Source organism: Streptococcus pseudopneumoniae (genome assembly GCF_001073085.1).
In the GTDB taxonomy this organism is placed as follows: domain Bacteria; phylum Bacillota; class Bacilli; order Lactobacillales; family Streptococcaceae; genus Streptococcus; species Streptococcus pseudopneumoniae_M.
The window spans coordinates 107,156-127,005 of the sequence record NZ_JVFV01000042.1; the positions used below are offsets into that span (position 1 = coordinate 107,156).

The window sequence follows — 19,850 nt, forward strand, 5'->3', positions numbered from 1 at the left end:
TTTTAATATATCAAAATAGTAGAGTTTTTTCAATAATTTGTAGAAGTTTTACTGTAATTTTATTAAAATAAGTGCAAGAAAAAAACAAGTTCACTTTTTAGAACTTGTTTCTTCACTATCTAGAATAAATGCTTGTTCTATCTATCCAAGCTACGCAATGCAGCCTGATAAGTTTGCTCCATTAGCATAGTAATGGTCATAGGCCCAACTCCACCAGGTACAGGCGTGATATGACTAGCGATTGGCGCAACAGCCTCATAGTCAACATCTCCACAGAGCTTTCCATTTTCATCTCTGTTCATCCCCACATCAATAACAACAGCCCCAGGTTTGACAAAGTCAGCAGTCACAAATTTGGCACGACCGATAGCTACTACAAGAATGTCGGCTTTAGAAGCTACTTGGGCTAAATTATGGGTGCGAGAGTGGGTCAAGGTTACAGTTGCATTCTTAGCCAACAGTAACTGGGCCATGGGTTTCCCAACAATATTGGAACGACCAATAACGACAGCATTTTTACCTTCTAAGTCAATCCCATACTCATGAAACATTTCCATAATACCAGCAGGAGTTGAAGGAATCATAACTGGGTGACCAGACCAAAGGCGTCCCATGTTGAGCGGATGAAAACCATCCACATCCTTTTCTGGATCAATGGCTAGTAGAACAGCCTCTTCATCGATGTGTTTTGGTAAAGGCAATTGAACCAAAATCCCATGCCAAGCTGGATCTTGATTGTATTTGGCAATCAAATCCAATAATTCCTCTTGGGTAATTGTTTCAGGAACTCGCACAACTTCACTCTGGAATCCTGCTGCAATAGCTGAACGTTCCTTGTTACGAACGTAAACTTGGCTGGCTGGATTTTCTCCGACTAAAATAACGACCAAACCAGGCACCAATCCCGTCTCTTCTTTTAGTTTAGACGTCTTTTCAGCCAATTGTCCCTGTAACTTGGCCGCCAAGGCCTTCCCATCAATAATCTGTGTCATGTGTTTTCTCTTTTCTAACAAATATCTTCTATTATATCAAAAATATACTTGTCCCTCTAACACTTCTTACCTAAGACACCTTATAGTTTGAAACTATAAGAAAGAAGCTGGGACAAAAGTCCTAGCCTCTCAATTGTCTTTGGATTGTCGAGCAAGACGCAGTGGTTGAGTGGGCTCTACTACGCTGATTTCATCAGCTTTTACAGCCCTACTCAACTGTGCGGAGGTGGGACGACGAAATCGTATTCTAACGAATTACCGATTTCTGTCCCACTCTCTCTAAATTACGATATTCTTACAAAACCTTACTCAAGAAATCCTTGGTTCTTTGTTCTTGGGTTTGTTCAAAGACTTGCTCTGGAGTTCCATCTTCGACAACAACACCGTCAGCCATAAAGATGACGCGGTCTGCCACTTCACGCGCAAAGCCCATCTCATGCGTCACGATGACCATAGTCATTCCTGACTTAGCAAGTTCTTGCATAACCGCTAGTACTTCCCCTACCATTTCTGGGTCTAGGGCAGAAGTCGGTTCATCAAAGAGTAGGACATCTGGTTCCATGGCAAGACCACGAGCAATAGCGATACGTTGTTGCTGCCCACCAGACAAACTTTGTGGATAAGCATCGGCCTTATCTGGTAAACCAACCTTTTCCAAGAGCTCATGCGCTCTCTTCTCAGCAACTTCCTTACTTTCCCCTTTGGTCTTGATAGGAGAAAGCGTGATATTTTCCTTCACTGTCATATTGGGGAAGAGATTGAACTGTTGGAATACCATTCCCATCTTTTCACGCATGGCAAAGAGGTCATTTTTCTTATCCGTAATATCCACTCCTTCAAAGATGACCTTGCCTTTTGTCGCTTCTTCGAGGAGATTCATGGAGCGAAGGAGGGTTGACTTCCCGCTACCTGACGGTCCGATAATCACCACAACTTCCCCCTTTTTAATCTCCAGATCAATTCCTTTTAAAACTTCATTTTTCCCAAAGTTTTTATGAAGATTTTCAATTTTTATAAGCGTTTCAGTCATTATTTTTTCTCTCCTTGTCCCATACGATTCTCAAAAGCTTTCAAGGCTAGTGTCAAGATAGAGGTCATAATCAAGTAGTAAAAGGCTGCAAATAAGAGTGGAGTTAAAGGTAGGTAGGTGGTTGTTGACACCGTAGTAGCTCCATTCCACAATTCCATGACACCAATTGCTGACAAGAGTGAACTATCCTTGATAATGGTAATAAACTCATTCCCCAAGGCTGGCAAGATATTCTTGATAGCCTGTGGCAAGATGACATAGCGCATAGCATTTTTAGGACGAATCCCTAGAGAGTAAGCCGCCTCTAATTGCCCTTTAGGTACTGCATTGATACCAGCACGAACTGTTTCTGATACATAGGCACCACTATTCATAGAGATAATGATAATCCCTGGAATCAAACGTGAAAAATCAACTCCCAAAACACCAATCTGAATTGTCGGAGCATTGATGTGCATAAGAGCAAAAGCAATCATGATCTGTACCATCATAGGTGTTCCACGGAAAATCCAAATATAAACATTGGCAAGCCAAGCTAAAGGCTTCATTTTAGAACGTTGAGCAAAAGCCAAGACTATCCCTAAAATTGTCCCCAAAAAGACAACCAAAACAGAAATCAAGACCGTTACGAGAGCACCATAATTAAAATATGGCAGATATTTAGGTAAAAAAGAAAAATTCATAAATCCACTACTTTCTAATTCTAACTTAAAACTTGTATGAGTATAACATGTTTTGAATAAAAATGCAATCTTTTTCCTTTTATTTTCAATAAAATTTCAAAGAAAACAGAAATAGCGAGAAATCTTAGTTTTTTCTAGTCAAGTGGATACTCTTTATGGTAAAATAGTAACGATAAGAAATGGAGGAGAATCAAAATGGAATCACATTTGGTTAGAATCATCAACCGCCTAGAAGCAATGACAAAAGATGGTGGTAACTTAAAACGTAACTTTGAGCGCGAGGGAGTTGTTGTAGCTGAAGTTGCTTTTAACCATGATGAAGAAAATGGCCCAATCTTTACACTTCGTGATGTTGAAGCTCGTGAAACATATACTTTTGACAGCATCGACTTGATTGCGATGGAAATTTACGAACTTCTATACTAATAATAGATATACAGAGGTTGGGACAAAAGATCCCGACCTCACTTTTTATTAGCAATCAAACTTTGACGCGGTAGCTGATTGGACTTTTCGTTCGTCTTTTAGACTCCCAAAACTCCTAATCATCTTCGCGGGGCTGGGACTACGAAATCGAGACTTTGTCTATCGATTTCTGTCCCACCGCCTTTCACCAACGAGAATCCTTTTTGTATGACAAATAGGATTTTTTTCTTACTATCAAGATTTTCTCATAATTAGCGCTCTACTATTTATAGTGCTAGTATCCAATCTTTTTACTTGAATTGCCCAATAATCATGATATAATTAAATTATATACTTGTTTGACTATTTTTGACCTTTTAGATTTAGTCAAGACTAAGAAAGAAATGAGGTGGCGGTATGCTCTGTCAAAACTGTAAAATCAATGACTCAACGATTCATCTTTATACCAATCTCAATGGACAACAAAAGCAAATCGATCTTTGCCAAAATTGCTACAAAATTATCAAAACAGATCCTAACAATAGCTTATTTAAAGGAATTACAGATTTAAACAATCGTGATTTCGATCCATTTGGAGATTTCTTTAACGACCTGAACAACTTTAGACCTTCTTCTAATAGCAATACTCCTCCTACCCAGTCAGGTGGTGGATACGGCGGTAATGGTGGCTATGGTTCCCAAAATCGTGGGCCGGCTCAAACTCCTCCTCCTAGTCAGGAAAAAGGACTCTTGGATGAATATGGTATCAATGTTACTGAGATTGCCCGTCGTGGAAATATCGACCCTGTGATTGGTCGTGACGAAGAAATCATCCGCGTTATTGAAATTCTCAACCGTAGAACCAAAAACAACCCTGTCCTTATCGGTGAGCCTGGTGTTGGTAAGACAGCCGTTGTCGAGGGCTTAGCTCAGAAAATTGTTGATGGTGATGTTCCCCATAAACTTCAAGGGAAAGAAGTCATTCGCCTAGATGTTGTCAGCCTTGTCCAAGGTACAGGAATTCGTGGACAGTTCGAAGAACGCATGCAAAAACTCATGGAAGAAATTCGTAAGCGTAAAGATGTCATCCTCTTCATTGACGAAATTCACGAAATCGTCGGTGCTGGTTCTGCTGGAGAAGGAAATATGGATGCAGGAAATATCCTCAAACCAGCTCTTGCTCGCGGCGAACTCCAACTAGTTGGTGCTACTACCCTCAATGAATATCGCATCATCGAAAAAGATGCAGCCCTTGAGCGCCGTATGCAACCTGTCAAAGTTGATGAACCAACTGTGGAAGAGACTATTATTATTCTTAAAGGTATTCAAAAGAAATACGAAGATTACCACCACGTTCATTATACTGACGGAGCTATCGAAGCAGCTGCTACTCTCTCTAACCGCTATATCCAAGATCGTTTCTTGCCGGATAAGGCCATTGACCTCCTAGATGAAGCTGGTTCTAAAATGAACTTAACCTTAAATTTTGTGGATCCAAAGGTCATCGACCAACGTTTAATCGAAGCAGAAAATCTCAAGGCACAAGCAACCCGCGATGAAGACTTTGAAAAAGCAGCCTACTTCCGTGACCAGATTGCTAAATATAAGGAAATGCAAAAGACCAAGGTAACGGATCAGGATACCCCAATCATCAGTGAAAAAACAATCGAACACATCATCGAACAAAAGACCAATATCCCAGTTGGTGATTTGAAAGAAAAAGAACAGTCTCAACTGATCAACCTAGCAGATGACCTCAAGGCTCATGTTATTGGTCAAGATGATGCTGTCGATAAGATTGCTAAGGCTATCCGTCGTAACCGTGTTGGGCTTGGAACACCAAACCGTCCAATTGGTAGCTTCCTCTTTGTTGGTCCTACAGGTGTCGGTAAAACAGAACTCTCTAAACAACTGGCCATCGAACTCTTTGGTTCTGCTGATAGCATGATTCGCTTTGATATGAGTGAATACATGGAAAAACACAGCGTTGCTAAACTCGTCGGTGCTCCTCCAGGATACGTCGGCTATGATGAGGCTGGACAATTGACTGAAAAGGTTCGTCGTAACCCCTACTCACTGATCCTCTTGGATGAAGTTGAAAAAGCCCATCCAGATGTTATGCATATGTTCCTTCAAGTCTTGGATGATGGTCGTTTAACAGATGGTCAAGGTCGGACTGTTAGCTTTAAGGATGCCATCATTATCATGACCTCAAATGCAGGTACAGGTAAGGCAGAAGCTAGCGTTGGTTTTGGTGCTGCTAGAGAAGGTCGTACCAACTCTGTTCTTGGAGAATTAGGCAACTTCTTTAGTCCAGAATTCATGAACCGTTTTGACGGCATTATCGAATTCAAGGCTCTCAGCAAGGAAAATCTCCTTCAAATCGTTGACCTCATGCTAGATGATGTGAATAAGCGACTTTCCAGCAATAATATCCATCTCGATGTCACAGAAAAGGTCAAAGAAAAACTTGTAGACCTTGGTTACGATCCAAAAATGGGAGCTCGTCCACTCCGTCGTACCATCCAAGACTATATCGAAGATGCCATTACAGACTACTACCTTGAAAATCCTAGTGAAAAAGACCTCAAGGCAGTCATGACAAGTAAAGGTAAAATCGTGATTAAGTCCAAAAATAAAACGGAAACGGTCGAGTCAAACGACTAGTTCCTCACATACAAAAGAATGTTCTTGCTTGACAGTGAGAACATTCTTTACTATTATAGAAAGAAAGCGCACTCACGAAGGAGAAATTTATGGCAAATCCAACATTTGGAGAAAAAAAAGAGGGAGTAACCTACAAAAATAGATATGGCGTTTATGCAGTCATACCTGATGCAAACCACGAAAAGATTATCCTCGTCCAAGCTCCAAATGGTGCATGGTTCTTACCTGGTGGGGAGATTGAAGCAGGCGAAAACCATCTCGAAGCTCTCAAACGAGAACTAATTGAAGAGTTGGGTTTTACTGCTGAAATCGGCACCTATTATGGACAAGCGGATGAGTATTTCTATTCTAGTCATCGTGATACCTACTACTATAACCCAGCCTATCTCTATGAAGCCACTTCTTATCAAGAAATTCAAAAACCTTTAGAAGATTTTAATCATCTAGCTTGGTTCCCAATCGATGAAGCCATTGCTAACTTAAAACGTGGCAGTCATAAATGGGCAATTGAAGCTTGGAAAAAACAGCATCAAGTTTAAATTAACTTTTCCAATTTTTCCAAAAAGTGCTATAATAGAAATAGAAACACAGGAGGAAAGCCTATGAAGCTCATCAACACTACTAATTCTCACTCAAACCTTGTTAAAAGCCAACTGGAGAGTACCGACGCTACACTCGTAGAAGTCTACTCGGCAGGCAATACTGATGTTATCTTTACTCAGGCACCGCTTCATTATGAAATCCTCATTTCCAATAAACATCGTGCTATCCGCGAACAAGAAATAGAAAAAATCCAAGAATTTTTCTTGAATCGCAAGATCGAAAAGCAAAATATCGATGAAGCTAATATCAAGACCCTCTACTCTGAAAAATTGATTGAAATCTCAATCCCTACAAAATAAAACTTAACAATATTTGAGCTACACTCTAAAAATTCTAACTTTTTAGAGTGTTCTTTGTCTGTCTAATCCGATATTCTGGAATCAGATTCAGTGTTACAGAAAGAGTTTTCTAACAATCCTTCAACTGACTAAATTGGGTAATATTTTTGTAATAACTCGGTACTTAATCATCAAAATAATTAATTCTACTATTATAATTTACTAACATTCAAAAAGGAGCTCATCAATGGAGAAAATAGTATACAGAAAGGCAAGGCTAGACGAATACCAAAAAATTGGAAAAGTTGTAGCCGACAGCTTCTTTGACTATCCATTTTTAACTCTAATCATAGATGATCTCAAGAAACCTGAAAACTATCCTGCTTTTTTAGAACTATTGGAAAGTCTCCTGACTCGCCTCTATATCAAAGAAGAGACCTGTTTAGTAGCTGAACAAGATGGAGAGATTCTGGCTATCGCACTTTTACAACAAAAGGATTTTTCTATCCTATCTTACTTACTAAATGGTGTCATAAAACTGTTTCGCCACATTAGCCCTCGAAATTTTTTGAAGTATCTTGATTTAGTAGACCGTTCCGAAGAACATTTGAAAAAATCAAATAGCTTTGACTGGTATTTGATGCTCCTTGCGGTCAATCCATACCTTAAAGGGCAAGGAGTGGGCAGTGCTTTTCTTAGAGACGCAGTTGAGCCTTATGTCCAATCCAAGGGCTGCAAGCGCTTAGGACTCATTACCAGTACAGAAAAAAATGTTCCATTCTATAAAAAGAATGATTATGTATTGCTAGATTTTATGGAGTTAGAGTACGGGACTAAGTCCATTGGTAACTGGGCTTTTTTAAAGACTATCAATAAATAACAAAAAAGGAGTTTAAATCAACTCCTTTTTACTTTATTTAACTGCTTCTTTCAAGGCATCAACCTTATCCAAGCGTTCCCATGGAAGATCGATATCTGTACGTCCCATGTGTCCATAAGCCGCTGTTTGACGGTAGATTGGACGTTTGAGATCAAGCATTTGGATGATTCCTGCTGGACGAAGGTCAAAGATTTGACGTGCTGCTTTTTCAAGCTTGCTTTCAGCTACTGTTCCAGTACCAAAAGTATCGATACGAACAGATACAGGTTGAGCTACACCAATGGCATAAGCCAATTGAACTTCTGCCTTCTTAGCAAGTCCTGCTGCAACGATGTTTTTTGCAATGTAGCGAGCTGCATAAGAAGCTGAACGGTCAACCTTAGTGGCATCTTTACCAGAGAAGGCACCACCACCATGACGTGAGTAGCCACCATAAGTATCCACGATGATCTTACGACCTGTCAAACCTGAGTCTCCTTGAGGTCCTCCGATAACGAAACGACCTGTTGGATTGATAAAGAATTTAGTCTCATCATCAAGATAAGAAGCTGGAATGACTTCTTTGATAACCTTGTTAATCACATCTTCATGAATTTGTTCATTGCTCACTTCTGGATCATGTTGGGTTGAAATAACGACTGTATCCACGCGCACTGGCTGGTCATTTTCATCATATTCAACAGTAACTTGAGATTTAGCATCTGGACGAAGATAGCTAATTTCACCAGACTTACGTAGTTCTGCCAAGCGACGAACCAACTTGTGGCTGAGTGAGATTGGCAATGGCATGAGTTCTTCAGTTTCATTAACCGCAAAACCAAACATGAGACCTTGGTCTCCAGCTCCAATCAAATCAAGTGGATCTTGATCAGCATTTCCACGAACTTCCAAGGCTTCATTAACACCTTGGGCGATATCAGGAGATTGTTCTACCAATGATGGGTGAACTCCTACGGTCTCAGCAGAAAATCCATACTCTGTATTAGTATAGCCAATCTCTGCAATCGTATCACGTACCACACGGTTAATATCTACATAGGCATTGGTCGAAATTTCACCAAAAACATGAACTGAACCAGTATAAACAGCTGTTTCAGCAGCAACGTGGGCTTCTGGATCTTGCTCTAAAATAGCATCCAAGATAGCATCTGAAATTTGGTCTGCAATCTTATCTGGATGCCCCTCAGATACAGATTCAGACGTGAATAATTTACGTTCTGACATAAAAATGTCCCCCCTTAAAAAATATTCGTTATAGAGTTACAAAGTACTGGTAGAGAATCGATAAACGACCTTCACTACCACCTTATCGGGACCATATAACCTAACTATTATAACACGAATCTTTGAAAAATACTCGTATGATTACTATTTTTCTCAGAAGGAAAACATTTTCTAATCCAAACCAAATAAAAAAAACTCTTAAAGTAGATCTGATTTTACTCCAAGAGTATTGTTAAAACTAATTATTTTCTAGATAAAACTCAAAACGTTCTCCGACGTATTGGCTCTTTACATACTCGAAAGCTGTACCATCATCAAAGTAAGAAACTTGAGTAAGCCCTAAAATTGCATGCCCCTTTTCCACTTCCAGATAATGAGCAATTTTTTCCTTGGCTAAGCGAGCATATATAGTCTGGTGAGATTTACCAATCCGATAACCATGTTTCTGCAAGGTTTGAAAGAAGTGCTTGGTTACTTCTTCTTTCTTAAAAATTTTGATAAATTTCTCAGGAATAGAAGCTACCTCGTAGACTACAGGAACTTGATCTGCATAACGAACACGTTCCATACGGATAATATTTTCAGTGGCCTTAATCCCTAATTTTTCAACTTCTTGCTCATTAGGGATCGTTCGACGATAGGAAATCAGATGACTCGATGGTGTTTTACCCTGAGCTTTTACAATCTCCGTAAAACTAGTTGTCCCACGCATTTTTTCCTGAACACGAGTACTAGAAACAAAGGTCCCGCTACCCACACGACGCTCCAAAACCCCCTCCTCGACCAAAAGGGAGATGGCTTGACGCAGAGTCATACGGCTAACTTCAAATTCCTCAGCTAAATCTCGCTCACTTGGAAGTCTTTCCCCAATTTTCCAACTTCCCTCATCAATGTCTTTCTTGATTTGGTCGTGGATTTTCATATAAGCTGGTAACATGCTTGCTCACTTCTTTTCTTTATTTTTTCCATTGTACCCTATCTCATAGGGAAAAGTCAAACCGCGCTTGTTTGGTTGGTAATTCTAACCCTTTTATGATAGAATATTCAAGAAGATATTTCTTTTAAGAAAGGGAAAAGATGAGCAACATTTCAACTGATTTGCAAGATGTCGAAAAGATCATCGTACTGGACTATGGTAGCCAGTACAACCAACTCATCTCACGTCGTATCCGTGAGATTGGTGTCTTTTCAGAACTAAAAAGTCACAAGATTTCGGCTGACGAAGTCCGTGCTATCAATCCTATCGGGATTGTACTTTCAGGTGGTCCAAACTCTGTTTACGAAGAAGGATCGTTTGATATTGATCCAGAGATTTTTGAACTTGGAATTCCGATTTTGGGAATCTGCTATGGTATGCAGCTATTGACTCACAAGCTTGGTGGTAAGGTTGTTCCTGCAGGCGATGCTGGTAACCGTGAATACGGTCAATCAACATTGACTCACACAGAATCAGCTCTTTTTGCGGGTACTCCAGATGAGCAACTTGTCTTGATGAGCCATGGGGATGCTGTTACAGAAATTCCTGCTGATTTTGTCCGTACTGGAACTTCTGCTGACTGTCCTTACGCATCTATTGAAAACCCTGATAAGAAAATTTACGGTATCCAATTCCACCCAGAAGTTCGCCACTCAGTTCACGGTTATGATATCCTCCGTAACTTTGCCTTAAACATCTGTGGTGCCAAAGGTGACTGGACTATGGATAACTTCATCGAGATGCAAATCAAACAAATCCGTGAAAAAGTTGGAGATAAACGTGTTCTCCTCGGACTTTCTGGTGGTGTTGACTCTTCTGTTGTTGGGGTTCTTCTCCAAAAAGCCATCGGGGATCAATTGATCTGTATCTTTGTAGACCACGGTCTTCTCCGTAAAGGTGAAGCTGACCAAGTTATGGATATGCTTGGTGGTAAGTTTGGTTTGAACATTGTCAAAGCAGATGCTGCCAAACGTTTCCTTGATAAATTGGCTGGTGTATCTGATCCTGAACAAAAACGGAAGATTATCGGTAACGAGTTTGTTTATGTCTTTGATGACGAAGCAAGCAAACTAACAGATGTGAAATTCCTTGCTCAAGGAACTCTTTATACAGACGTGATTGAGTCTGGTACCGATACTGCTCAAACCATCAAGTCTCACCACAACGTAGGTGGACTTCCAGAAGACATGCAGTTTGAACTGATCGAGCCACTCAACACTCTTTACAAGGATGAAGTTCGTGCCCTTGGTACAGAACTTGGTATGCCAGACCACATCGTATGGCGCCAACCATTCCCAGGTCCAGGACTTGCTATCCGTGTTATGGGGGAAATTACTGAAGAGAAACTTGAAACAGTTCGCGAATCAGACGCTATCCTTCGTGAAGAAATTGCCAAAGCAGGTCTTGACCGCGATATCTGGCAATATTTCACTGTTAACACTGGCGTTCGTTCAGTAGGTGTTATGGGGGACGGTCGTACTTATGACTACACCATTGCTATCCGTGCTATCACTTCTATCGATGGTATGACAGCTGACTTCGCTAAGATCCCTTGGGAAGTCCTCCAAAAAATCTCTGTGCGCATCGTAAACGAAGTTGACCACGTTAACCGTATCGTCTACGATATCACAAGTAAACCACCTGCAACTGTTGAGTGGGAATAAAGTTTCCTATAAAATAATAAATAATACTGCTGGAGCATGGACTACAGTGGTATTATTTTTTATAATTTCAATATTAGGAAAATTTCTCGACTCTCAACTCCTCTTTTTAAATCCTTGAAACCATGCTATAATATAGTAAGTATAGCTCCAATAACCTAATGATAAAGATTTCTTACATCATCCGTAAGTGTTATTCTACTCTGATTCATATTATAATGAAAGTAACAAAAGATGGAGGTGTTTCACATGGAAACAATTTTACGAGTAGAATCATTAAAAAAGTATTATGGAAAAGAGCCGAATATCACCAAAGCCTTGAACGGTATATCTTTTCAAGTTGTCAAAGGTGAGTTCTTAGGGATTATGGGGAGCAGTGGTTCTGGGAAAACAACCCTTCTTAACTGTCTCGCTACTATCATCAAACCAACTGACGGCTCCATTCAAATGCAAGAAAAAGATTTAGGTCAGTTAAAAGGTAGTCAGTTAGCTGATTATCGTGGCAAGGAAATTGGTTACCTCTTTCAAAATTTTGAGCTTTTGGACAATCTGACAGCCAAAGAAAATATTTTACTCCCCTTGTCTTTGCACAAGGTCGATGCCAACGAAAGCAAGGTTCGGTTAGAATTGCTTTCCCAATATCTAGATATTTCTGAACTTCTGGATAAGTTCCCATCTCAATTATCAGGTGGTCAACGGCAAAGGGTAGCTGCTGCGCGTGCCTTGATTTTAGACCCTAAGATTGTATTTGCAGATGAGCCCACAGGAGCTTTGGATTCAAAAAATGCGACCATTTTGATGCAAAAATTATCCGAAATGAATCAAGTGGAAGAAACCACCATTCTCATGGTGACCCACGATTCAGTCGCTGCCAGCTTTTGCAATCGCATCTTGTTTATCCAAGACGGAAAACTATTCCATGAAATTCGACGCGATTATCCAAGAGAAAGTCAAGAAGATTTCTACCACAGAATACTAAAGGTCATGTCTGCACTGGCTGGAGGTGATGGCAATGTTTTCTAAATTAGTCTCAAGAAATAGCAAGAGGGATCGAAAGAATAATGGCTTGTATTTCAGTTCCATGGTTCTTTCTATTATCTCCTTTTACATCATCCTTTCTTTGTCCCATCAAGATGTGATGATCTTTCTCAAACAAATAGAGAGTGACGCTATAAATAAACTCTTTAGCATGATTCCCATTCTTTATGTAGCAACCCTCTTTATTCTCTTTTTTCTAGTCTACTTCGCAAGCAGTATGCAGATGGAAAGGAGAAAACATGAATTTGGTGTCTATCTAACGCTAGGGATGCGAAGAAGCAAACTGTTCTTGCTGCTCCTACTCGAGGATTTGAGAAACAGTATCCTTGCCCTTGGAATAGGTCTTCCAATTTCAATCTTGATTTCAGAACTGATTAGCCTAATAACCGCTAAAATTGTTGGGCTAGGGATTATTGAACATCAATTTTCTCTATCTACTACAGCTCTATTCTATACAATCATCGGTTTCCTAGCCGTAAAATTAGCTGTCTTTATTCTTTTAAGTGCAAAAACAGCCAATAAGGAAATCGGAGATCTGCTATCCTATTCTCCTTCTGGTATGAAGAAACTACTCCCCAAGGGTGTGTACCTTCTTGCTTCTGTCCTCGGAATTTTGCTTCTAGGAACAGCCTATTACTTGGGGATGAGTGGACGAGCTTGGGAAAATGTCATAACAATGGGCATCACTGTTCTCTTGGGGACTCTAGGAACTATACTACTCTTCTTTGGTATGCGTTTGTTTATAGACTTTTTGGTCAAGCTTGGAAGCAATCGAAAACTCCACACCTATAATTTTAGACAGATTCAGGAATTAGTTATCCAGCGCTCAACTATACTGGCTATCTGCTCCCTCTTAATCTTCTCTGCCTTGTGCCTCTTTGGAGCAGGTGTTGCCATTGCAAGTGGCAATTCAGGCAATCATACCCATGTTTTGGATTATACATTTAGAGATAGCAAGCAGGAAACAGATGAAAATCTTGATGTAAATACAGTTAAAAAAGAGCTTGAAGCTGCTGGACTGGCATCACAGTTTTCAAAGATTCTACAAATCAAAGTGGGCGAACCGAAAGAACACAAGTCCGTGTCCTTCGAAGAGGTCATCAAGGAGTTGAAAAAGCAAAAAGACAGCAAGAACAAGGAAATTTTGCTCCATAAATTTAAACAGTCTACTACTTCCCACCTCATACCAGTTTCTGAATACAATGAACTTAGAAAGGCTGCCAATCTCCCTCCTCTAGAATTAACAAACAAGGAAGCCTGCTTGTATATGGGAAAAGATTTTCTCCCGGATGAGAATCTAGTTAACTCTGTTCTGAAAACAAATCCTCAAATCAAAGTCATGGGAAATGATGTAAAATTGATTGGAGAGGTTCAGTCTTTACCGATTGTAACGGATCGTGAAATAACCATTTCTGTAGCCCTCATAGTCCCAGATGAGACCTTTATGAGCTATACAGATGGTCGGTATTCAAATTATGTTAGTGGTATCTTGGCTCCTGAGCTAGTCAAGGAAAAAGGCCTGATGAAAGCTATCTCAGATACCAATAAAAAGCTGAATCAAAGCCCTCTTGGCTATGAAAGTTATATACAAAATATGGGAAGACAATTATTTTACATTATCTCTGCCAGCTATATCAGCATCTATCTGGCTATCATCTTCCTTGTTGTCGCAAATACAATTATCGGCGTTCAGTTTTTGATGGGACAAAGACAATCCTACAGACGATACCAGACCTTAATCCATCTTGGAGCAAACTACGAAACTCTTTGTAAATCTTCAGAAAAGCAAATCAATTGGTATTTTGGTCTGCCAATAGCTCTTGCACTTATCAGTAGTAGCTTCGGCGTGAGCTCCCTCCTCACAGGAATAGTACCAGCCAGTGCAAGAATGGCCATGGGGCAGAAATTTATCACAGCCATGCTGATAATACTACTGTTAGCTGGATTTGAAGTCATCTATATAAGAATTGTAAAGAAAAATAGCAACAAGTACTTGTTGTCATTAATGGAACCCAAAAGAGATGAATAAGGTAGAATAAAATAGGAAAAGGAGGAGCCGATATGAAGCATATTCTGGTTATTGAAGACGAAGCTTTGATTCGAGATGAAATTGTCATTTTGTTAGAGAAAGCGGGTTATCAAGTTGATAAGTTGACTGACTTCAAAGATACAAGCCAGCAAGTATTGCAATACGATACAGATTTAATCATACTGGATTTGAATTTACCAGGAGAAACAGGTTTTCAAATTTGTAAAAATCTCAAGTCCAAACGCTCTGTGCCCATATTGGTTCTCACCTCCCGTGAACAACTAAAAGATGAGATTTACGCCCTAAAATTAGGAGCTGACGAGTACTTAACAAAACCTTTCAAGAAAGAAAGATTCTTAGCTCGTATAGAAAACATCTTGAAACGCTATGAAGGTAGACAAAATTTGCTTGAAAAAGATAATTTCCTGCTGGATAGAAATACCTATACTCTTTATATCAACGGACATTCGATTTTACTCCCTCAAAATCAAGGGAAATTGTTAGAAACCTTGTTAGTGGCAACTGATTCTGTCGTCACAAAAGAAGAACTAAGCATGAAACTGTGGAATACAACTGAGTTCATCGATGAAAATGCCCTACAAGTAAACATTGCAAGGCTGAAAAAGGTGATGAAACAGGCTGGCATTGCCCTTAAAGTCAAGTCCGTCAGAGGTATTGGTTACAAGCTAGAAGAGGTAAGTCCAGATGAAACATAATCTAAAATATCTAGCTAGTTATCTGCCTTGGTTACTTGTTCTCTTAGCATTTGATCTATTTACAGCTGTCCTGCTTTGGCTTTCAGATGTGAGAATGTTTCAAGCTCTCATACTTCTCTATATTTTAGCCACCGTCCTGCTTTTTTTCATCCTATCATTCTTACTTATAAGAACAGAAAGAAAAAAAGCCGCTGCCTATAAATCCTTCATAGCCAATCCTAAGATCGATACTGAGCTTGAATTATTGAATTTATCAAGTGCCTCAGAGAAAGAAAGCATTGAAAAAATAGCAGATACACTTTATCAAAAGCAGGCTCAAATAGGAAAACTCAACTCATTACTAGCCGAGTACGAGGACTATGTTGAAAAATGGGCGCATGAGATTAAACTTCCTTTATCGCTTCTTTCCCTCCTTTTAGACAATCAAAGTGACCAACTACCTGAGGATACTGCTTTTAAATTGGACTATGTGAAAAATCAAATCCAAGGAAATGTATCACAGATCCTATTCTACTACAGGGTGAAAAGTGAGAAAAATGATTTTCTATTTGAAGACCTTGACCTAGAAGAGTGTATCCAAGATCTTTTGGAGAACTTTGATCCCTTGCTCAAAGAAAAGAATTTTACGATTAAGTTAGAAAACATACAAGGAATCTGCTACACCGATCAACGCAGTTTTGGATTTATCCTGTCTCAAATACTAGCCAACGCCCTTAAATATAGCTCTGACAAACCAGAACTCAAGATTTCTATGTCAAGTGACAAGGGGCGCAAAACCCTAATTATTAGGGATAATGGGTGTGGAGTTAAAGCTTGCGACCTCCCTCATATCTTTGAAAAAGGATTTACAGGTGATTCAGGAGAGACAAGGAAAAAATCAACAGGCATGGGTCTCTATCTTGTCAAACAATTAGCAGATGCTTTAAAAATCGACATCGTAGTAAAATCCGAATGGATGCATGGATTTGAAATCTCTCTTTCTATTTCGTAATTTTTCGATTAAGAAAATCTCCTAGTCATAGAAAGCACATATTTTATACCAAAAAGGAAAGCTGTACTGCCCCCAAAAAGTTGGACAAATAATTATTGAAAGGATTTAGTTCTGTATTGCACAGGGCTAAGTCCTTTTAGTTTGACTTTAATTCGTTTGTTGTTGTAGTAATCAATGTAGTCCACAATAAAGTATACCTAAGATGGTTAAAACTATTTTTCCGATATTCACTTCTGACCCGATGATCAATAACAGATATATATCAAATAAGCAATAACATTTATTTCACCAATCCCAGCAATAAAATCTTTCATTTACCTTCTCCTAAAATCAACTTTTAATTTAAATATACTATAAACTTCAGAAAATTAAAAGAATGTTCTGATTAAACTTTAAGTTTTCCAATATCATCTACTTATGAATTCTGACAATTCTGATTTAAATCTATAAAAAACAGTAAAACCGACTTGGTTCTACTGTCTTATTCTTAAAATGTTTGGCGTTTGGCTTTTCGCTCTGCACGTCCGCGAGCACGACCTTCTGCTCGCTTGGTTTTACGGCGTTTTTCATCGACGGCCCACTGGATTTTTTTCTTATAACCTGGTTTGACTTTTTTCTTTTTCTTTTTAACCAAGCCAATCATTTCGATGTCCAGCTTTTCCTGTTTCTTCTCACGATTAGCACGGCGGTCACGGTCATAAGTATCTTGGAACTCTCCATCTTTAACCATCTTAGGAGTAAACTTGATTCCTAGTTTTTCCAACTCACGAATATCTGAGTCATCACTAGGCTGGTAAAGGGTAATGGCTGTTCCTGGTAGACCATTACGTCCAGTTCGTCCAACACGGTGGACAAAGAAGGACAAGTCTTGTGGAATAGCATCATTGATAACGTGGCTGACACCCTCAATATCAATACCACGCGCAGCTAGGTCAGTTGCTACAATATATTCAAAATCAAGATTTTTCACCTGATTCATAATTCGCTTGCGTTCACGAGGTGCAATATCCCCATGAATCTTAGCAACCTTCAAGCCTTGGGCTGTTAAGTATGTATGCAATTCATCTGCCCGCGTCTTAGTATTGACAAAAATCATGGCTAGATATGGTTGCATGACTTGAGTCAATTCATAAATCTGGGCATTCTTATCACGACCTTTAGTCGAAATCAACCAGTTATCAATGGTATCTGAGATAACTGTTTTGGTCTTGATTTTTTCCATGACAGGATTTGACAAGTATTTTTTCAAGAATGGTTGCAGTTTTTGTGGGATAGTCGCTGAAAAGACCATAAACTGCAAGTCTTTTGGAAGACTTCCTGCAATCTTATCAACCGTCTCTAGGAATCCCATATCCAAGGTCATATCAGCTTCATCGACTACAAAGGTCTTAGCCTTGTGGATAGCCAAATCGCCAGACTTGACCAAATCATAGATACGACCTGGTGTTCCGATAACAATATGGGGCTGGTTGCTTGCCAGTTTGTCAATTTGGCGCGCTTTGTCTGTTCCACCAACGTAGTTAACGACACGTACTTCTACATCCGAGTGGCCTGCAATTTGACGAGCAGCTTGGTAAATCTGAGTCGCTAATTCACGACTTGGAGCTGTGATAACTGCCTGCACGCTATCGCTCTCTTCATCCAACTGTTGGAAAATTGGAAGCAAGAAGGTATGAGTTTTTCCTGAACCTGTTTTGGATTCACCAACCAAGTCACGACCTGCTAGGACAATAGGAATCAACTTATCTTGCACCTCTGTTGGAGTGGTAAACTTCAACTCCTCCAAGGCTTCTTCTATATATTTTTTAAACTTAAATTTCGTAAATGACATAATATCCTCGATTCTATCTATCTACTCATTATACCACATTTTAATGCATTACAGTTAAACTTTCGATTTGGATAATCACGTGGAAATTTCAAAATATACCCGAATAAAGACAAGAAAAATACTCTCTGTCCATCCTAAACAAAGAGTATTAGATTTTTACGTAAGATTCCACTCTTCTCTCAGCCAATCACAAAAATGATGATAGCGTTGGTCGAGAGCTTCATGATGCCCATAAGCATCAAATGTGCAATAAGTCGAAGGGACTTTCTCTGAAATCAGATCATGAATGTTTCTAGCAAAAATAGGAGCCTTAGACAGACGGTTGGAATGATTAGCACCTTCTGTCTGACCATTTTGTAGATAAATAAGGCTTTGGCTCTGCATCAAGTCATGTTCCCTACAAAAGTCTATAAAGTCTGGATACCAGAAGGAACCACAGATAGAAAAGATACAGGTCGCAGGAAGATAACTACTATAGAGACTATAGACAGCAGCAAGCCCACCCAGTGAATAGCCACCATAGGCAATTCGACTTTCATCAATCAAGTAGTCCTTTTGCAGAGTTGTTAGAATCCCTTGAAAGAGCTTTTGATGGTATCGGTCTAGTCTTCCACCAAAGTCTGATGCCCCTTCTTTCAAAGCACTAGCTTGCCAAGGTGTAAAGTCATCCAGACGATTTTCTGGAATCAAGCCCACCAAAATCACAGATTGGGATAGGTCTGACAAATAGTCCAATTGTCCATCATTTAAAAGCACAAGTGGATAGGCTTGTTGAGGATCATAGTTTGAAGGCAGACTGACCCTAACCTGAATCCCTTCCCAGTTAAACTCCTTATTTCTTGATAAAGTCATTGATTTTTTCAAGGGAATCAATCACTGCAGGACCGTAATCCATCAACTCATCGTAAGAGATAGTCATGATTTTTTGGTTCTTGATTGCTGGGACATTTTCCAAAACAGCATTTGCTTTCATCAAATCCACTGCTTTTTCATCCAACTTTTGATTGCGGTCACTGGTTACATAGATAATCAACTCTGGATCCATTGATACTAGATTTTCCAGGGTCAAGCCAGATGTTCCTGTTGCGACATTTGTGTAACCAAGTTGGTTGAGCAAGCTTTCTTGAAGGGCTGACTTGTAGGCTCCAAAGGTTTCGTCGTTATAAGCAACCATAATCAAAGCTTTTTTCTTTTCACCCTGTGTTTCTGGGTTAGCTTTTTTAACCGCATCGATTTTAGCTTGTAATTGCTCTGCATATTGGTTAGCCTTGTCTTGGACATTGAAAATGGTACCAAGATTCTTCACATCTTCTACGATATTTCCCAAATCCTGTTGGATATTTGAAAGTGAAGCTTTTTGCGTATAAACAGGGATTTTATTTTCATTCCAAGCACTAATGGTTCCCATTGACTTTTCAGAGAACATCATGTTCCGTCCCATCAAGGCATCTGGTTCATAAGAAAGAACAGTTTCTTGTGAGACTGATTTTTTATCACCAATATGAGGGATGGCTTCAATTGCTTCCTTGTATTTACCAGTTACAGCATTATCAGGATTGAGCATACCGGCAATTTTATCCTTCAAACCGAGTTCAAGTAGGATTTCAGTTGTTGAAAGATTGTTGGTGATGACCTTTTCAGGAGCCTTTTCAAAGACTTGTTCGACTTCGTTTCCTTTGGCATCATAAGTTTTGATGGTTACAGGATAACTGGTTTCTGTACTAGCCTTTTGACTTGTCTCTGTGCTTGATTGTGTGGTAGTTTTTTCTGTTGCACTATTTCCACAAGCTGCTAAAGTTAAGGTAGCTACTGTTAGGAGCAATATACTAAGTGATTTTTTCATGTT

General features: G+C 39.5%; 18 protein-coding genes and 1 pseudogene. 10 read left to right on the top strand and 9 right to left on the bottom strand.

What is annotated here, in order from left to right; genetic code table 11:
• Positions 1–137 precede the first annotated feature (137 nt).
• The 3 genes from ADH90_RS08905 to ADH90_RS08915 all read right to left on the bottom strand — a co-directional run bounded on the left by ADH90_RS08905 (position 138) and on the right by ADH90_RS08915 (position 2,705).
• Positions 138–992: a bifunctional methylenetetrahydrofolate dehydrogenase/methenyltetrahydrofolate cyclohydrolase gene (locus ADH90_RS08905; protein WP_049530938.1), complete on the bottom strand. Its 855-nt coding sequence runs from the start codon at positions 990–992 to the stop codon at positions 138–140.
• 295 nt (positions 993–1,287) lie between these two features.
• The gene (locus ADH90_RS08910) at positions 1,288–2,022 is read right to left on the bottom strand and encodes an amino acid ABC transporter ATP-binding protein (RefSeq protein ID WP_000140934.1); all 735 of its coding nucleotides are present in this window, start codon (positions 2,020–2,022) and stop codon (positions 1,288–1,290) included.
• The gene (locus ADH90_RS08915; RefSeq protein ID WP_006147032.1) at positions 2,022–2,705 is read right to left on the bottom strand and encodes an amino acid ABC transporter permease; all 684 of its coding nucleotides are present in this window, start codon (positions 2,703–2,705) and stop codon (positions 2,022–2,024) included. Before ADH90_RS08915 ends, ADH90_RS08910 begins: the two co-directional genes overlap by 1 nt.
• A gap of 195 nt (positions 2,706–2,900) precedes the next feature.
• Here ADH90_RS08915 and ADH90_RS08920 point away from each other — a divergent pair, with 195 nt between their 5' ends.
• The 5 genes from ADH90_RS08920 (at position 2,901) to ADH90_RS08940 (ending at position 7,538) form a co-directional block, all read left to right on the top strand.
• On the top strand, positions 2,901–3,131 hold the full coding sequence (locus tag ADH90_RS08920) for a DUF1797 family protein (protein ID WP_000443576.1): 231 nt from the start codon (positions 2,901–2,903) through the stop codon (positions 3,129–3,131).
• A 396-nt stretch (positions 3,132–3,527) separates the two neighbouring features.
• Positions 3,528–5,777: an ATP-dependent Clp protease ATP-binding subunit gene (locus ADH90_RS08925; RefSeq protein ID WP_049530939.1), complete on the top strand. Its 2,250-nt coding sequence runs from the start codon at positions 3,528–3,530 to the stop codon at positions 5,775–5,777.
• A gap of 89 nt (positions 5,778–5,866) precedes the next feature.
• The gene (locus ADH90_RS08930) at positions 5,867–6,316 is read left to right on the top strand and encodes an NUDIX hydrolase (protein WP_049530940.1); all 450 of its coding nucleotides are present in this window, start codon (positions 5,867–5,869) and stop codon (positions 6,314–6,316) included.
• 63 nt (positions 6,317–6,379) lie between these two features.
• A complete protein-coding gene (locus tag ADH90_RS08935) occupies positions 6,380–6,679 on the top strand; it encodes a DUF1827 family protein (RefSeq protein WP_000767183.1) in 300 nt (99 codons plus the stop codon).
• Between the two features lie 226 nt (positions 6,680–6,905).
• Entirely contained in the window at positions 6,906–7,538 is a 633-nt protein-coding gene (locus ADH90_RS08940; protein ID WP_049530941.1) for a GNAT family N-acetyltransferase, read from the top strand.
• Positions 7,539–7,571: 33 nt separating this feature from the next.
• On the opposite strand, the gene metK is transcribed toward ADH90_RS08940, so the two are convergent.
• The gene (gene metK / locus ADH90_RS08945; RefSeq protein WP_000003967.1) at positions 7,572–8,762 is read right to left on the bottom strand and encodes a methionine adenosyltransferase; all 1,191 of its coding nucleotides are present in this window, start codon (positions 8,760–8,762) and stop codon (positions 7,572–7,574) included.
• A gap of 238 nt (positions 8,763–9,000) precedes the next feature.
• Positions 9,001–9,699, bottom strand: a complete 699-nt coding sequence (locus ADH90_RS08950; RefSeq protein ID WP_049530942.1) for a GntR family transcriptional regulator — start codon at positions 9,697–9,699, stop codon at positions 9,001–9,003.
• Positions 9,700–9,839: 140 nt separating this feature from the next.
• Here ADH90_RS08950 and guaA point away from each other — a divergent pair, with 140 nt between their 5' ends.
• The 5 genes from guaA to ADH90_RS08975 all read left to right on the top strand — a co-directional run bounded on the left by guaA (position 9,840) and on the right by ADH90_RS08975 (position 16,173).
• Positions 9,840–11,402, top strand: coding sequence for a glutamine-hydrolyzing GMP synthase (gene guaA, locus ADH90_RS08955; RefSeq protein WP_004253965.1), 1,563 nt, complete (start codon positions 9,840–9,842; stop codon positions 11,400–11,402).
• A gap of 246 nt (positions 11,403–11,648) precedes the next feature.
• Positions 11,649–12,422, top strand: coding sequence for an ABC transporter ATP-binding protein (locus ADH90_RS08960; RefSeq protein ID WP_049530943.1), 774 nt, complete (start codon positions 11,649–11,651; stop codon positions 12,420–12,422).
• Positions 12,412–14,466 carry an FtsX-like permease family protein gene (locus ADH90_RS08965; RefSeq protein ID WP_049530944.1) on the top strand — a complete coding sequence of 685 codons (2,055 nt, stop codon included), beginning with the start codon at positions 12,412–12,414 and terminating at the stop codon, positions 14,464–14,466. The genes ADH90_RS08960 and ADH90_RS08965 overlap by 11 nt, the downstream gene beginning before the upstream one ends.
• Positions 14,467–14,498: 32 nt before the next feature.
• The gene (locus tag ADH90_RS08970) at positions 14,499–15,182 is read left to right on the top strand and encodes a response regulator transcription factor (RefSeq protein WP_049530945.1); all 684 of its coding nucleotides are present in this window, start codon (positions 14,499–14,501) and stop codon (positions 15,180–15,182) included.
• Positions 15,172–16,173, top strand: coding sequence for a sensor histidine kinase (locus ADH90_RS08975; RefSeq protein ID WP_049530946.1), 1,002 nt, complete (start codon positions 15,172–15,174; stop codon positions 16,171–16,173). Before ADH90_RS08970 ends, ADH90_RS08975 begins: the two co-directional genes overlap by 11 nt.
• Positions 16,174–16,265: 92 nt before the next feature.
• Here the strand turns inward: ADH90_RS08975 and ADH90_RS10635 are convergent.
• The 4 genes and pseudogenes from ADH90_RS10635 to ADH90_RS08990 all read right to left on the bottom strand — a co-directional run.
• Positions 16,266–16,361 (bottom strand): annotated as a pseudogene (locus tag ADH90_RS10635) (IS3 family transposase); the annotation flags it as partial.
• Between the two features lie 299 nt (positions 16,362–16,660).
• Positions 16,661–18,004, bottom strand: coding sequence for a DEAD/DEAH box helicase (locus ADH90_RS08980; RefSeq protein WP_049530947.1), 1,344 nt, complete (start codon positions 18,002–18,004; stop codon positions 16,661–16,663).
• 156 nt (positions 18,005–18,160) lie between these two features.
• The gene (locus ADH90_RS08985; RefSeq protein ID WP_049530948.1) at positions 18,161–18,856 is read right to left on the bottom strand and encodes an alpha/beta hydrolase-fold protein; all 696 of its coding nucleotides are present in this window, start codon (positions 18,854–18,856) and stop codon (positions 18,161–18,163) included.
• Positions 18,837–19,847, bottom strand: coding sequence for an ABC transporter substrate-binding protein (locus tag ADH90_RS08990; protein ID WP_049530949.1), 1,011 nt, complete (start codon positions 19,845–19,847; stop codon positions 18,837–18,839). The genes ADH90_RS08985 and ADH90_RS08990 overlap by 20 nt, the downstream gene beginning before the upstream one ends.
• Positions 19,848–19,850: the final 3 nt, after the last annotated feature.

Bases quoted from the DNA above. Each gene is read 5' to 3' on its own strand.
- ADH90_RS08905 (WP_049530938.1), bottom strand. From the start codon at position 992: ATGACACAGATTATTGATGGGAAGGCCTTGGCGGCCAAGTTACAGGGA.
- ADH90_RS08910 (WP_000140934.1), bottom strand. From the start codon at position 2,022: ATGACTGAAACGCTTATAAAAATTGAAAATCTTCATAAAAACTTTGGG.
- ADH90_RS08915 (WP_006147032.1), bottom strand. From the start codon at position 2,705: ATGAATTTTTCTTTTTTACCTAAATATCTGCCATATTTTAATTATGGT.
- ADH90_RS08920 (WP_000443576.1), top strand. From the start codon at position 2,901: ATGGAATCACATTTGGTTAGAATCATCAACCGCCTAGAAGCAATGACA.
- ADH90_RS08925 (WP_049530939.1), top strand. From the start codon at position 3,528: ATGCTCTGTCAAAACTGTAAAATCAATGACTCAACGATTCATCTTTAT.
- ADH90_RS08930 (WP_049530940.1), top strand. From the start codon at position 5,867: ATGGCAAATCCAACATTTGGAGAAAAAAAAGAGGGAGTAACCTACAAA.
- ADH90_RS08935 (WP_000767183.1), top strand. From the start codon at position 6,380: ATGAAGCTCATCAACACTACTAATTCTCACTCAAACCTTGTTAAAAGC.
- ADH90_RS08940 (WP_049530941.1), top strand. From the start codon at position 6,906: ATGGAGAAAATAGTATACAGAAAGGCAAGGCTAGACGAATACCAAAAA.
- metK (WP_000003967.1), bottom strand. From the start codon at position 8,762: ATGTCAGAACGTAAATTATTCACGTCTGAATCTGTATCTGAGGGGCAT.
- ADH90_RS08950 (WP_049530942.1), bottom strand. From the start codon at position 9,699: ATGTTACCAGCTTATATGAAAATCCACGACCAAATCAAGAAAGACATT.
- guaA (WP_004253965.1), top strand. From the start codon at position 9,840: ATGAGCAACATTTCAACTGATTTGCAAGATGTCGAAAAGATCATCGTA.
- ADH90_RS08960 (WP_049530943.1), top strand. From the start codon at position 11,649: ATGGAAACAATTTTACGAGTAGAATCATTAAAAAAGTATTATGGAAAA.
- ADH90_RS08965 (WP_049530944.1), top strand. From the start codon at position 12,412: ATGTTTTCTAAATTAGTCTCAAGAAATAGCAAGAGGGATCGAAAGAAT.
- ADH90_RS08970 (WP_049530945.1), top strand. From the start codon at position 14,499: ATGAAGCATATTCTGGTTATTGAAGACGAAGCTTTGATTCGAGATGAA.
- ADH90_RS08975 (WP_049530946.1), top strand. From the start codon at position 15,172: ATGAAACATAATCTAAAATATCTAGCTAGTTATCTGCCTTGGTTACTT.
- ADH90_RS08980 (WP_049530947.1), bottom strand. From the start codon at position 18,004: ATGTCATTTACGAAATTTAAGTTTAAAAAATATATAGAAGAAGCCTTG.
- ADH90_RS08985 (WP_049530948.1), bottom strand. From the start codon at position 18,856: ATGACTTTATCAAGAAATAAGGAGTTTAACTGGGAAGGGATTCAGGTT.
- ADH90_RS08990 (WP_049530949.1), bottom strand. From the start codon at position 19,847: ATGAAAAAATCACTTAGTATATTGCTCCTAACAGTAGCTACCTTAACT.